The sequence below is a fragment of the Bacillus sp. NTK074B genome (assembly GCF_017303375.1).
In the GTDB taxonomy this organism is placed as follows: Bacteria; Bacillota; Bacilli; order Bacillales; family Bacillaceae_B; genus Rossellomorea.
Genome location: NZ_JAFKOH010000005.1, coordinates 118,293 through 132,674, shown reverse-complemented (window position 1 = coordinate 132,674; position 14,382 = coordinate 118,293). Strand labels below are relative to the sequence as shown.

13 protein-coding genes are annotated in these 14,382 nt (G+C 42.3%); 10 read left to right on the top strand and 3 right to left on the bottom strand.

Annotated elements, in window-relative coordinates:
- Window positions 1-37: 37 nt before the first annotated feature.
- Window positions 38-1,444: a glycoside hydrolase family 18 protein gene (locus JI667_RS10275; RefSeq protein ID WP_206852747.1), complete on the bottom strand. Its 1,407-nt coding sequence runs from the start codon at window positions 1,442-1,444 to the stop codon at window positions 38-40.
- A 187-nt stretch (window positions 1,445-1,631) separates the two neighbouring features.
- On the opposite strand from JI667_RS10275, the gene JI667_RS10270 reads away from it, so the two are divergent.
- The 3 genes from JI667_RS10270 (at window position 1,632) to JI667_RS10260 (ending at window position 5,419) form a co-directional block, all read left to right on the top strand.
- The gene (locus JI667_RS10270; protein WP_206852742.1) at window positions 1,632-2,204 is read left to right on the top strand and encodes a TetR/AcrR family transcriptional regulator; all 573 of its coding nucleotides are present in this window, start codon (window positions 1,632-1,634) and stop codon (window positions 2,202-2,204) included.
- Between the two features lie 123 nt (window positions 2,205-2,327).
- Window positions 2,328-4,526, top strand: coding sequence for a YhgE/Pip family protein (locus JI667_RS10265; RefSeq protein WP_206852741.1), 2,199 nt, complete (start codon window positions 2,328-2,330; stop codon window positions 4,524-4,526).
- 140 nt (window positions 4,527-4,666) lie between these two features.
- Complete coding sequence (locus JI667_RS10260; protein WP_206852740.1) at window positions 4,667-5,419, top strand: FixH family protein; 753 nt, start codon at window positions 4,667-4,669, stop codon at window positions 5,417-5,419.
- 61 nt (window positions 5,420-5,480) lie between these two features.
- On the opposite strand, the gene yhfH is transcribed toward JI667_RS10260, so the two are convergent.
- Window positions 5,481-5,615 (bottom strand): protein YhfH, encoded by a 135-nt coding sequence (yhfH, locus tag JI667_RS10255; protein ID WP_079533738.1) that lies wholly within the window; start codon window positions 5,613-5,615, stop codon window positions 5,481-5,483.
- Between the two features lie 196 nt (window positions 5,616-5,811).
- On the opposite strand from yhfH, the gene JI667_RS10250 reads away from it, so the two are divergent.
- The 3 genes from JI667_RS10250 (at window position 5,812) to JI667_RS10240 (ending at window position 9,250) form a co-directional block, all read left to right on the top strand.
- Window positions 5,812-6,546: an MBL fold metallo-hydrolase gene (locus JI667_RS10250; RefSeq protein ID WP_206852738.1), complete on the top strand. Its 735-nt coding sequence runs from the start codon at window positions 5,812-5,814 to the stop codon at window positions 6,544-6,546.
- 11 nt (window positions 6,547-6,557) lie between these two features.
- Complete coding sequence (locus JI667_RS10245) at window positions 6,558-7,544, top strand: lipoate--protein ligase (protein WP_206852737.1); 987 nt, start codon at window positions 6,558-6,560, stop codon at window positions 7,542-7,544.
- 149 nt (window positions 7,545-7,693) lie between these two features.
- A complete protein-coding gene (locus JI667_RS10240) occupies window positions 7,694-9,250 on the top strand; it encodes a fatty acid--CoA ligase family protein (protein ID WP_206852733.1) in 1,557 nt (518 codons plus the stop codon).
- Window positions 9,251-9,293: 43 nt separating this feature from the next.
- Here the strand turns inward: JI667_RS10240 and JI667_RS10235 are convergent, their stop codons facing one another.
- The gene (locus tag JI667_RS10235) at window positions 9,294-9,596 is read right to left on the bottom strand and encodes a hypothetical protein (protein ID WP_206852732.1); all 303 of its coding nucleotides are present in this window, start codon (window positions 9,594-9,596) and stop codon (window positions 9,294-9,296) included.
- 152 nt (window positions 9,597-9,748) lie between these two features.
- Here JI667_RS10235 and JI667_RS10230 point away from each other — a divergent pair, with 152 nt between their 5' ends.
- From JI667_RS10230 to JI667_RS10215, 4 genes are all read left to right on the top strand, one after another.
- Complete coding sequence (locus JI667_RS10230; RefSeq protein WP_206852731.1) at window positions 9,749-10,525, top strand: enoyl-CoA hydratase-related protein; 777 nt, start codon at window positions 9,749-9,751, stop codon at window positions 10,523-10,525.
- Window positions 10,526-10,910: 385 nt separating this feature from the next.
- Window positions 10,911-11,843 (top strand): zinc-dependent alcohol dehydrogenase, encoded by a 933-nt coding sequence (locus tag JI667_RS10225; RefSeq protein ID WP_206852730.1) that lies wholly within the window; start codon window positions 10,911-10,913, stop codon window positions 11,841-11,843.
- A 110-nt stretch (window positions 11,844-11,953) separates the two neighbouring features.
- Window positions 11,954-13,555, top strand: a complete 1,602-nt coding sequence (gene dcuS / locus JI667_RS10220) for a DcuS/MalK family sensor histidine kinase (RefSeq protein WP_206852729.1) — start codon at window positions 11,954-11,956, stop codon at window positions 13,553-13,555.
- The gene (locus JI667_RS10215) at window positions 13,548-14,258 is read left to right on the top strand and encodes a response regulator (RefSeq protein ID WP_206852719.1); all 711 of its coding nucleotides are present in this window, start codon (window positions 13,548-13,550) and stop codon (window positions 14,256-14,258) included. The genes dcuS and JI667_RS10215 overlap by 8 nt, the downstream gene beginning before the upstream one ends.
- Window positions 14,259-14,382: the final 124 nt, after the last annotated feature.

Sequence of the window (14,382 nt, the reverse complement as noted above, 5' to 3'; positions counted from 1 at the left end):
TTTGGGTATGAAGGTCCTATTTAAAGAATGCTGGATCCTACTTTCTAACCTGGTATCTTGAATGCTGAAGCAGCCAATTCTGTGGGAAAGCTGAACCAAGAACCCAGTAGCTAAGACCTCTTAATCCATAATCGTCAAGTACTCTTTGCTTTGCCAGCATGCTTCTTCCATCTTCAAACCAAACTTCGTGTTGCTGACCACTTTCATCCCAGTAATTGAAAAAGGGAGATTGATATTGGTCATTATATTGAATGCGTACCCCATATTTGCTCGCCAAATCCAGGGCACCCTGGGGAGAGACGGTTTTAGCGAAGGTTCCATCAACCCATGGAACTTTCCAGTCACGTCCATACAAGGGAGTCCCCATGAGGATTTTTTTGCGGGGGATGACGCTCACGGCATAGTCCAGTACTTTTTTGACTTCATTGATGGGAGCGATCGCCCACGGTTTACCCCCAGCCCACCCCCATTCGTAAGTCATGAGGACAACAAAGTCGACGATTGCCCCGTGAGCCTTATAATCATGGGCTTCGTATAACAATCCCTTTTGGTCGCCCTTCATTTTAGGTGCAAGGGCGGTTGAAACAGAATAGCCCTTAGGCTTTAATACTTTCACGGTCCTTCTTAAAAAGGAATTGTAATTTTCCCTGTCTTCTGGATAAACGTATTCGAAATCAATGTTCAGGCCTTTATAACCTTTCGTTTCTATTTCCTTCACGATGGACGAAATTAATGTGTTCTGCAGAGATTCATTCCTCAATATTTTTGCGACAAGATTAGAGTCGAATTTTCCATCCACATAATTTGTCAACACCAATAGGGGTTCAACGGTTTGACTATTGGCTGCTGAAATAAGACCGTCATCATTCAATTTTGTAATGTTGCCTTCACCCGTGATGGAGTGGGTAAATGGGGCCAGGTAAGTGAAATAGCTCCCCAATCCATTCACTTCAGCGATCCCTTCCCCATCCGTCCTGGTCGTATAGGCATTTACTTCAATCATCTGTTTCGTATTTGGAATTTTAATCTCCTGGTCGGGATAAATAAGAGATGGATTAGAAATGGCATTTGCATTTAATATCTGCTGCATGGGAACTTTATAATTATAAGAAATGGTATACATTGTGTCACCGGGTCTGACTTTATGAATGAATGCCGGCATCACGATCAATTGACCGACAAAGAGTGTCGACGGGTCAGAGATTTGATTGAATGCTTCTAATTCTCCCATGTCCATTTGATATTTTTGACTGATTTTATATAACGTGTCGCCAGGCTGTACAATATACTCCTTTAAAGGTTCAGGGATGAGAAGACTTTGTCCGATAATAAGTAGATTCGGATTTTTCAACTGATTCCCATAAGCAATCTGGTTTACTTCCACACCATATTTTGACGCGATCGACCAGAGTGAATCGCCGCTTTTCACTACGTAAATATTCATATTGCACCTCCTTACAAACCTTATACCTATAGCCTATTCAAGAGGGCTCATTCGATATGAAGAATCCTTGGCTTTAGAAACTGAAAAATATCTCTTGTGTAATGATCGAAGATGTGATAAATTTATCAATGTTAACAAAATGACTAAATAACAAATTTGGTCAAACGGTCAAAAAAGGAGTGAGGTCATGGCGATTGATCGTAAGAAACAAATACTCGAGGCTGCTACCAATTCATTTTCTTTGTTTGGTTATAAAGCCACGACGATGGATCAAGTAGCTAAACTGGCAAACGTTGGAAAGGGCACGATATATACATTCTTCAGAAACAAGGAAGAGTTATTCGATGAGATTGTCTCATCACTCATTAAAGAAATGACCCATGAAGCAGAAGAAGTCATTAATCCAGATTCAACATTCTCAGAAAATGTTCATGCGGCACTATTTCGTTTACTTGAATTTCGAAAAGAGCATAAGCTGACCATCAAATTATACCAGGAAGCCCGCGAAATGGGGACGCCTGCAGTATCTGAAGTGATTGACCGCATGGAGAAAGTAGTGATCAAATTCCTTAGTCATCGGATAGAAAAGGCCATTGCCTCAGAAGCAATCAAACCATGCAATCCCGAAATGACTGCATTTGTTCTGTTAAAGCTATATGTTTCCTTGATTTTTGATTGGGAACGTACTCATGGTCCACTGGATAAAGATGAAATTGCCGACTTGTTTGAACTATATATCATTAAGGGGTTATCGAATTAGATAGTCCTTCATTTTTGATAAAAATTGACTATTTGAATAATATAGTCAATTATTCCCACTCCATAATGACCGTTTGAACTTATTGGTCAATAGTTCCATTTTTAAAATTAGCAGGAGGTAAACATGAAAAAATCATTTGTTGGTTCAGAATTCAAAGCGATTTTTCGCAACAAGAAGCTGCTCATTCCAATTCTAGCCGTGCTCTTTATACCTGTACTATACAGCGGCATGTTCTTATGGGCATTCTGGGATCCATACGAGCAGCTTTCCGACCTTCCCGTAGCCGTTGTCAACAGCGATCAGGGCGCGGAGTTTGACGGAAAGGAATTGCATATCGGATCGGATCTGGTTGATGAATTAAAAGACAGCAACGAATTCGATTTTCACTTTGTCGATAAAGAGGAAGGTTATAAGAATCTGGAGAAACAGGACTATTACATGCTTGTGGAAATTCCAGAGGACTTCTCTAAAAATGGTACAACATTGTTAGAAGATGAACCTCAGAAGCTTTCTTTAAAATATGTACCGAATGAAAGTTTCAACTTCTTATCAGCTCAAATCGGGGATACGGCGATGAAAGAGATCAAAGCAAGCCTCTCTAAATCGGTATCTGAAACCTATGCTGAAACAATGTTTGATACAATTCAGGATATGGGAGATGGTTTCCAGACTGCCAGTGATACAGCAGGTGAAATCAACAATGGAGCCATCGATCTCTCACAAGGAGCCAAAGAGCTAAAAGACAATCTAGCAGTTCTTGCTGAAAAGAACGTCGAGATGACAGACGGTGTGGCAAAGACCCGTGCAGGTGCCGAGAAACTGGCAAAAGGTTCTCAGGAACTATCTGACGGTGTCGGTGTCATGACGGATAAATCACAACAATTATATAAAGGAACGCAGGATATCCAATCAGGGATGAATTCCCTTGCTGCCGGAATCGATAAAAGCAAGGCCGGTTTGGAACAGGTGGATGCTGGGCTTGACAGTGCAGTAGACAATACAGCCAAACTGCAAGCAGGATCTCAAACACTGGCTGAAAAGATCGGTGCCCTAAAAGGTGGAGCTGACAGTGCACAAGCTGGGGCTCAAGCTATCGGAGCAGGTGCCACTAAGCTTGAGAATGAATTGGCTCCTTATATGGGAAGCCTGCCTGAAGAAAAGCAGGCTGAATTAAAGGCTGCCATTAATCAAATCAAGCAGGGAGCATCTGGACTTCAAACAGGTACTGGAGCTTTAAGCAATGGTGCCACTGAGCTTCAAAAAGGAGCGAATTCTCTTGCAGGGGGAATTGGTGCATTAAATGATGGCCAGAAAAAATTACAAGGCGGCGTCGATCAGCTTGTAGCCGGATCAACTCAGCTGGATGAAGGTTCTAATCAGCTTGTAGCCGGTCAAAATCAAGTGGTGGAAAACTACGGTTTATTAAATGAGAAACTTGGAGACGTATACCAGGGAACGGTTGGCCTTGCTTCAGGAGCGAATGAACTGAGCTCAGGTCTTAACCAGGTATATGACGGATCCACTAAGCTTGCCGACGGTTCCAGAAAGCTTGCCGATGGTTCAACTGAGCTTGCGGATGGAACAACGAAACTATCAGACGGTACAACGGAATACGAAGCGAAATTAAAAGACGCAGCAAAAGAAGCCAACAGTGTCAAAGCCGATGATGATACGTACGACATGATGGCAGGTCCGGTTGACGTGAAAAATGAGAAAATCAATCATGTTCCAAACTACGGAACTGGATTTGCTCCTTATTTCTTGTCCCTTGGACTATTTGTAGGAGCACTATTAATCTCAATTGTGTATCCGCTCAGAGAACCATCCAATCGCCCATCAAGCGGAATGAGCTGGTTCATGGGTAAATTTACTGTCCTTACGACAGTAGGGATCATTCAATCATTGATTGCAGCAGCCATTATACTCTTTGGATTGGGTCTTGAAGTGGAAAGTGTACCATTATTCTTACTTTCTACTATTATTACGAGTCTCACATTCCTGGCATTGATTCAAATGCTGGTTACAATCCTTGGTGATCCGGGACGATTCGTCGCCATCATCATCTTGATTCTGCAATTAACAACGAGTGCCGGTACATTCCCACTCGAACTAATTCCGACTGCACTGCAACCAATCAGTGCACTGTTACCGATGACATACTCGGTATCAGCCTTCAAAGCGGTCATCTCGAGCGGGGACTTTGCTTTCATGTGGCAAAACCTCTTCATCCTGCTTGGATACTTCATTGTGTTTGTCGCATTGACTGCCGTGTTCTTTGTAGGGTTATTCAAGAAACAATATACAAAAACAGTAGAAGCTTAAGGAAAAAAACGGTAGATGTCACACACATCTACCGTTTTTTCTTCATAAAATGGACAAACCCTTCGTAAACATGAACGTGTATACTAATTGGGGAGAGGTACATAATGGTGATACACTGAAAGATATTAGGAGGACCAATCATGAAAAAATTAAGTTTGTTTATGCTGGTAGGGTTTCTTGCATTGTTTATCGCTGCATGCGGTAATTCAAATGAAGATAACGGAGCAAAAGACGATGAGAAATTAGAAGCAATCGAGGCAAAGTTAGACGTACCTGAAAAAGGGGAAAAGGGTCAAACCGTTTCCCTTTCAACGAAAGTCACACAAGGTGATGAGAACGTTGAAGATGCCGGTGAAGTCAAATATGAGATCTGGAAAAATGATCATAAAGAAGAAAGTGAAATGATTGAAGCGAAGCATGACAAGGACGGGGTATACAAGGCAGATAAGACGTTTGAAGAAGACGGCATGTATACCGTACAGGTTCATGTGACCGCCCGCGATATGCATACGATGCCAAAGACAGAGATTGTGATTGGTAATGCAGAAGCAGGGGAACATGACGAAGCGGGAGAGGATCACCATCATGGCGACCATGAAAGTACCGTATCTATTCATCTGATGAAGCCTGACAGTATTACAGCCGGTGAAGAAGCTGACATGATGGTCCATGTTGAGAACGAAGAAGCTCCACTGGAAGATGCCAGGGTTCGTTTTGAAATATATCAGGATGGACAGGAGAAGCACGAATGGGTGGATCTGACACCGGATGAAGCCGGCAAGTATAGCGGTTCCTACACATTCCCGGAAAAAGGTTCTTATAATGTACAGGTGCATGTTACCAAAGGGGAAGAAATACACGAACACACAATGGAAACAGTAGAAGTACAATAAATATAAAAAGGATGCTCTTCATGGAGAGCATCCTTTTTATTACCCCTTCATTTCCTAATTCTTAATATTCGTAGTCAGTCGTACATTTCTCGCAATAAATACCGTAGCATTCATGCTGTTCCTCAATTGTATCCCCACATTGTGCACAAGACTTAGGCGGCAAATTCCGAAAGAACTCAACAATATTTTTTACCATGTTCATCACCCTCCGTAAATTTGTATTCACCCATCAATTGTTCGTGTTATATAACTGATGTGTTAATTTATTTTATTGTATTATAACAGTATGAGTTTCGTCAACCATTAATTCAAAAATGGGCGAAAAAAATGAAAAAATAGGCAGAATGAAGTATAGTATGGGTACATACTAATGTGAAAAGCGAGGTTCAAACATGAAGCTAACCATAATTGGGCAATGGGGCGGTTACCCGAAGGCAGGAGAAGCAAGTTCCGGGTATTTACTTGAATCTAATGGCTTTAACCTGCTTATAGACTGTGGCAGTGGTGTACTGTCCCACCTGCAACATCACGTAGAGGCAACAGATCTGGATGCGGTCCTCTTATCCCACTATCATCCGGATCATGTGGCAGATATCGGTGTACTACAACACGCTTTGTTGATTCAATATTTTCTTGGGAAAAATAAAGGTACATTACCGGTATATACCCATAGGGAAGATCAGCAGGGGTTTGAAACCATTACATATAAGGATTTAATGAAAGCCCACGAATATAACGCAGATAAGTCTTTATCAATTGGTCCCTTCACCGTAACATTTGTGAAGACCAAGCATCCTGTTCCATGCTACGGAATGAGAATTGAAGCAGACGGTAAAGCCCTGTTTTATACAGCAGATTCTGCTTTTAGGGAAGAATTCGTTTCATTTGGACAGGACGCTGACTTACTTCTATGTGAATGTAACTTTTATGGAGGGATGGATGCCTCGAACGCTGGTCACATGACGAGTCTTGATGCAGGTAATCTTGCCCAAAAGTCCAATGCACGAAAGCTGATACTGACCCATTTACCCCATTTCGGAGAACTGGAGCAGCTGGTAACGGAAGCGAGAACCCTTTATAAGGGCGAGGTACTGTTAGCTGAAAAAGATATGGAAGTAGATATTTAGGAGGAAGAAAGATGTTATTTATCGATAATAAAGGGATCACGGATCCAAGAATCAATCTTGCTATTGAAGAATATGCACTGAAGAACTTAGATATTAATGAGAGTTATTTATTATTTTATATCAATGAACCTTCCATCATCATTGGGAAAAATCAAAATACAATAGAGGAAATCAATACAGATTATGTGGAGAAACAAGGTCTCCATGTCGTTCGCCGTCTTTCCGGCGGGGGAGCCGTTTATCATGACTTAGGGAATCTGAACTTCAGCTTTATCACGAAGGATGATGGAGAGAGCTTCCACAACTTTAAAAAATTCACTGAGCCTGTTGTAACGGCGCTTCATAAGCTCGGAGTGAAGGCGGAGCTTAGCGGTCGTAACGATATTATCGCAGAAGGCAGGAAGATTTCCGGTAACGCCCAGTTCTCCACGAAAGGTCGCATGTTCAGCCATGGAACACTCCTGTTCGACTCTGAAATGGAAAACGTTGTTTCAGCTCTTCGGGTGAAAAAGGACAAGATTGAATCAAAAGGGATTAAATCGATTCGCAGCCGAGTGGCCAATATCTCGGAATTCCTTTCAGAGAAACTGACCATTGAAGAGTTCCGCTCAACCCTTCTGGATTATATCTTTGACGGAAGCGACGTGGAAGAATATATCCTGACGGAAGAAGATTGGAAGAACATCCATGCACTTTCAAAAGAGCGCTATCAGAACTGGGATTGGAATTATGGTAAATCGCCGAAATTTAATCTTCAGCACTCTCACAGATTCCCTGTCGGATCCATTGATGTACGTCTTGAAGTGAACAAGGGTAAAATTGAAAACTGTAAAATCTATGGCGATTTCTTCGGGGTCGGTAATGTTGATGATATCGAAGAAAAGCTGATCGGCACCCGCTATGAACGAAAAGACATTGCGGCTGCATTGGAGGGTGTTGATATTCAACACTATTTCGGAAATGTGACGAAGGATGAGTTTGTGGATTTGGTGTATTAATATTGATGGAAAAACCGCCCAATTTGGGCGGTTTTTTTATCCATAATACTTGTATTAATACTTTTCTTTATATAGAATATATTTTGAATACTTTTAATAATTAGATGAATGACCATTCATTCAGTTAACGAAAAGGGGGAGGGATACAATTGAATATTGCAACAGTGTTAGATCAAATTGCTCAGGAGAAAGCAGATAAAACGGCTTATCATTTTTTAAATACCTCAAGTACATACGGGGAATTGAATGGTGCTGTCTCAAAATTTGCAAGTGGCCTTGAGCAGCTGGGTCTGAAAAAAGGGGATCACATCGCACTTGTATTAGGGAATTCACCTCATTTTGTCATCGGCCTATATGGCGCCTTGCGCCTCGGGTTGAAGGTCATTCCAATCAATCCGATTTATACACCGGATGAGATTGGCTACATCCTGAAAAACGGGGATGTGAAGGCCATCGTCACACTTGATTTATTGGTACCATTGATTGAAAAGATGCAGCATCTGTTGACTGATGTGGAGCACTTCATTCTTTGTGAATCAGGGGACGAAAGGGCAAGGGGGATTGATTTAGATCAGATTTCTCTTGCGTATCCTAAAATGAAATCGTTTACAGATGTACTTGGGAAGGGGAACCCTGTTTTCAAGGGTGAGTCAGTCGATGAAAATGAAGTGGCCATCATCCTTTACACATCAGGAACGACAGGGAAACCGAAAGGCGCCATGTTGACTCACAAAAATATTTATTCCAACGCAACGGATGTAGGAAGCTATTTGAAAATGAATGAAGACGACACCGTGATTACGGCTCTTCCGATGTTCCATGTCTTCTGTTTGACTGTGGTATTGAATGCACCGTTGTTGAGGGGAGCCACTTTGCTCATTGTTCCCCGTTTCAGCCCGAAAGCCATTTTTGAATTGTCGAAGAAGCATCAGCCGACCGTATTCGCAGGAGTACCTACTATGTACAACTTCCTGTTTCAGTATCCAGAAGGAAATCCAGAAGATCTATCCTCTCTCCGTCTCTGTATTTCAGGCGGTGCATCCTTACCTGTCGCCTTACTTAAGAACTTTGAAAAGAAATTCAACGTCATGATTTCTGAAGGGTACGGTTTATCCGAAGCCTCACCGGTCACCTGCTTTAATCCACTGGATCGCCCAAGAAAGCCGGGATCTATCGGTACATCCATCATGAACCTGGAAAACAAGGTCGTGGATGAAATGGGAGAGGAAGTTCCAGTAGGACAAGTCGGTGAACTAATCGTCAAAGGGCCTAATGTCATGAAGGGCTATTACAAGATGGAAGAAGAGACATCTGCCACGATCCGTGACGGCTGGTTATATACTGGTGACCTTGCCCGTATGGATGAGGATGGTTACTTCTATATTGTCGATCGCAAGAAAGAGCTAATTATAGTGGGAGGATACAATGTATATCCACGGGAGGTCGAAGAAGTTCTGTACAATCATCCGGGTATCGTGGAAGCAGCCGTCATCGGTGTCCCGCATCCCGAACAAGGTGAAGCCGTCATCAGCTATGTTGTGAAAAACGATCCATCCTTAACCGAAAATGAGGTGTTGGATTATTGTAAGGAACACCTTGCTAAGTATAAACTTCCGTCCTCCATCGAGTTTCTGGATGAACTTCCGAAGAATACAACCGGTAAAATCTTAAGAAGAGCCCTGAAAGAACAGGTGCTGCAATCATAATACAAGAAGATGCTCAAGTCTTGGACTTGAGCATCTTCTTATTTCATTTCATGGCTTTACTGGCCTGCAACAGCTTGGATTCACCTTTTTCCCATGTCTCTACCTGCTCGATTGCCTGTTCAGGAGTGAATCCTTGCCCGACCAGTACACCTGATAAGATGAATTCCTGGAAAAGGTGAGTCAGATTAATGCCTTCTTCTACTTCTGATAAGGCACGGGTCACAAGTGGCTGGATGTAGTCAACCCATTGATCTGGAAGGCTCTTCGTTTCACGATAGTACTGATTGACGTTTTGGCTCGTCTGTTGATGTTGGGAGTACGGATTTTGATTATATGGATGATACATATTATCTTACAACTCCTTTATGGGTGGATGTCACGAATAGTCTATGCATTCACCCTAGAAGTGTTCAGACCTTTTAAATAATGAAAGGGTTTTCGCGGTTCGTGTCGAATCATACATAAGGAGGAAACACTTATACAAAGGGGAGAACAAACATGGAATCCATTTTACTAGAACAAAAGGGGAACGTTGCAACGGTCACCATCAATCGCCCGGATGCAATGAATGCCTTTAATTACGATACACTGAATGAGCTTCAGCAGGTAGTCGAAGCACTCCGCATCAACCCTGACGTCCGGGTCGTTATCTTTACAGGAAGCGGGGAAAAAGCTTTTTCAGTCGGAGCGGATCTTAAGGAACGAAAAACCTTGACTGAACAACAGGTCATTCGGAACGTTTACAAGATTGGTGAAGTCTTTCAATCTGTCGCCACCCTTCCACAACCAACCATCGCTGCCATGAACGGTTATGCATTCGGTGGGGGGATGGAATTGGCTCTGGCGTGTGACTTCAGAATCGTTGTAGCAGGCACGACAATGGGACTAACAGAAACGAGCCTGGCCATCATCCCGGGAGCAGGAGGGACACAGAGACTTCCACGGTTGGTTGGGGAATCCAAGGCATTGGAATTGATCCTGACGGCTAAACGACTAACCTCCGAAGAAGCGCTCGAAATCGGGCTGGTTACAAGAGTAGTAGAAAAAGAGAATTTCCTAAATGAGGTTCATGCATTCGTAGAACCGATGCTGGCAAACGGACCGGTAGCCCTCCAGCAGGCAAAATTTTCCGTAAAGAATGGGATGAATGTAGATCTGCAGACAGGATTACAGATTGAACGAAAAGCATACGAAATCACAATCCCAACCGAAGATCGGGTGGAAGCGTTATTGGCATTCAGTGAGAAGCGGAAGCCGGAGTTCAAAGGAAAATAATAAGAAATATTGCTTTGCAGCTATTGCAATGAGGTATTGATGTTTTTTGCAAGTTAAAGATCTGCTGGTGGAGTTGTTTGGCTCTGGTGGCGGGTCTTTTTTATGAGGGAAGCTGGAGGAAAATCATTTTTGAAAATATATTTTTAGTTTTGAAAATAAAAGTGGTGCTTTTTGAAAATATAATTCTATTTTTGAAAATAAAAGTAGTAGTTTTGAAAATAAAACTCTCAACCACATATTACTATTAAGGGATTATAGTTTTGAGAAGCTTTTTTATTGTAATTATTCCTTACTTATCTAGCCTTTTTTATAGAACTTATTACTTTTGAAAGACGATTTGATACATATTCACATAAAAATGAATGCGAATGAAAGGAAATACGACATGATAGAAACCTCACTGCAATTAAAAGCCAAAAAGACACTACAATGGACAACCAAAACCATACCGCCGTTAAAAGAAGATGAAATTCTTATTAAAACCTTGGCAGGAGCCATCAGCATCGGGGCTGAATTACCTCAATATAATGAAACGGATCACACTGATCACGTGCCGTCCTATCCGAAAGAAACCGGTTATGAAAGCTATGGGGAAGTGATAGCAACGGGGGAAACAGTCAAGGGGTTCAATATCGGTGACCGGGCTGTGGCGTTTTTCGGACATAAGGATTACGGAATCGTGAAAGAAAGCAAAGCCATCTTCGTTCCAAAAGGTATCCAGCATCAAGACGCGTTGCTCGTGATATTATCATGTGATGCAGCAAAAGGTGTCCTCAAGTTGAACCCGGACGAGAACGATCGAGTGTTGGTGACAGGTTCCGGAACGGTTGGGCTATTATCGGTCTACTATCTGAAAGAGTATATGAACGTTCGTCACATTGATATGGTAGAACCCCACAGTTCCAGAGGCGGATTAGCAAGAAAGCTGGGTGCGAAAACCGTCTATAAAAATCAAAGTGGCTGCCCAAGAGATTTCTATGATTATGGATTAGAGTGCTCGGGTTTCAACCATGCATTCAAGGCACTGCAAAAGGCGCTGAAGCATGAAGGGGAATTATGCATATTATCCGATGGGAATAAGGAAACGTTTCATTTGCAATCTGACTTCTACCGCAAAGAGCTTAAGATCGTGGGTTCAAGTGATGGCTGGGATTACCACAGGCATGCCCAATGGTATTTTAATCAGATAAAGAAAAGGGATTCGGATTTGAGCAGGCTGTTTGAAAAGACGATTAAGTTCCAAGAGTTACCAAAGTGTTTTGGAGAGTTGGATACAGGAAACATTTCACCCATAAAGGTTCTAGTAGAGTACTTTTAGCGCAACTCAAAAGAGGTTCCTCAGAGGGCCTCTTTTTGTTAAGGCCCTTTTTAAACACCAGAAAACGTGTAAAATTAGGAATGATAAATAATTACTCTGGAGTGACTCCCTTGAAAAAGAATAAGCTTAACCTCAGTACCATCATCATACTCTTTGTCTGTGTTGTGGTCCTTGTTTCCCTGGTCATAACAGACCTGCTCATTTCAAGAACAATCAATGATAGCATTGAAACAAACATCGAAGAAAAAGCGAAGATCGTTTCCAGGACGGTTGCGCACTCGACGATTGTGAAAAGTGGTCTTGAAAATAAAGAAAATGAAGATCGTATACAAGAATACGCCATGGATATTCAGGAATCGGCAGAGGTTTTATTCGTTGTGGTGATGGATATGGAAGGAATAAGGAAGTCTCATCCAGAGCCGGAACGAATAGGCAGGCACTTCGTCGGCGGGGATGAAAAAGATGTTCTGAAAGGAAAAGAAAGTTTGTCCATCTCAAAAGGGACTCTGGGCAAGTCGGTCAGAGCTTTTTCCCCGGTGTATAATGAAGAAAACGAACAGATAGGAGCAGTGGCTGTGGGGATTTCCCTGAATAGCGTAGAGGAAGCTCTGAAACAAAGTCACTCTAATATATTGCTGGGATCCGCCATTGGAATATTCGTAGGGATCATTGGGGCTGTTATCATTGCCAGATACATAAAGAAAATATTATTTGGACTTGAACCCATCGCCATTTCAAAGATCTTGGAAGAGCGGAATACGATGCTTCAGTCGGTCCATGAAGGGGTGGTGGCTGTGAATAAGGATACCACCATTTCCCTGGTGAATAAATCAGCCCTGAAAATTTTCAATAAAGCGGGACTGAGCTCTGATCCGATAGGAATTCCGATTAAGGAATATATGACGCACTCAAGGTTAGAGCGAGTCATGGGGACGGGAAAACCCGAGCTTGACGAAGAGCAGACAATCAATGGGATTTCTATACTCGTGAACCGGGTTCCATTAATCGTCAATGATGAGGTAGTCGGAGCCATTTCTACCTTTCGGGATAAGACAGAAGTGAATCAATTAGCAGAACAACTAACGGGTGTACAAACATACGCGGAAGCGCTCCGTGCCCAGTCCCATGAGTTTATGAATAAACTACATGTGATCATGGGGTTGATTAAGATGAAAGATTACCGCCATTTAGACCGTTATGTGAAAGAACTGGTTTCCTTACGTGTCGATGAAGTGAGTATGGTGACGTCGAAAGTGAAAGACCCTGCCCTTGCCGGTTTTATCATGGGAAAATTAAGCTATGCCAGGGAAAAGAACGTATCGTTAACCATCGAGTGTCATGACTTCATTCCAGAACCAGAGGACTCTGACGTGACCCATGAGCTGATTACCGTGATTGGAAACCTCTTGGATAATAGTATTGAAGCAACCTTGGATCGTTATGAAAAGGAAGTACTCATGGAGTTATTTTACGAAGAAGGGCAGTTTGAAATGATCGTGACCGATACTGGATTAGGAATACCTGATGATAGAGTCGCGGACCTTTTCACCAAAGGATTTTCTTCAAAGGGGGAAGGACGAGGGTACGGTCTTTTCTTAGTGAAAGAGAGCCTCGGTAAATTGAATGGGAACCTTCATGTTGAATCGAAGGTAGGTTCAGGGACGACGATGATTGTCCAGGCTCCATATAAGGAGAGGAAGAAGAATGATTAATGTATTGATCGTGGAGGATGATCCGATGGTGGCCAGATTTAATCAAAGGTATCTGGAAGAAATCGAAGGTTTTCACTTAATCGGAATCTCGAATTCAATTGAAGATGCACTGGTGGAATTAAAACAGTGTAAAATTGACTTGATTTTATTGGATGTATATATGCCTGGGAAGCGAACAGGGATGGACTTGCTGGAGAAAATACGTATGGAGCAGCGGGAGACCGACGTCATCCTCATCACAGCTGCATCAGAAGTCAATCATATTCAAAATGCCCTCCGGATGGGGGTGGTGGATTATTTAATCAAGCCTTTTGAATTTGAACGGTTTAAAAAAGCATTGACCTCTTATCGGGAGAGTAATCATATGTTTCAAAAGCATTCTACCATCGGACAGGGAGAACTGGATCTACTTTTACTAAAGGCTGTACGAGATACCGGGGATAAGGTGCCCCTTCCTAAAGGGTTGACGAGAAGTACATTAGCATCTATCTACGATGAGATTGTGAGTTTCGAAGAAGAGTCGTTTTCAACAGATGATTTGGCAGACGTAACGTCCATCTCACGGGTATCAATCAGAAAGTACCTCAGGTTTCTGAAGGATATCTGCGTCGTGGATGAAACCTTGATCTATGGAGTCGGAAGGCCGGTCTATCAGTATACATTGAATAAAAAGAATATCGAGAGAATGGAACGTTATGTATAAGCAGCTGACACGGCTGCTTTTTTTAATTTCAAAAAACAAATAATAGTTTCATAATCTTTGATTTGGTAAAACGGTTTCATAAAATGAGGATATAGTGTAAGCGGTTACTCAAGTGGCGATTCCA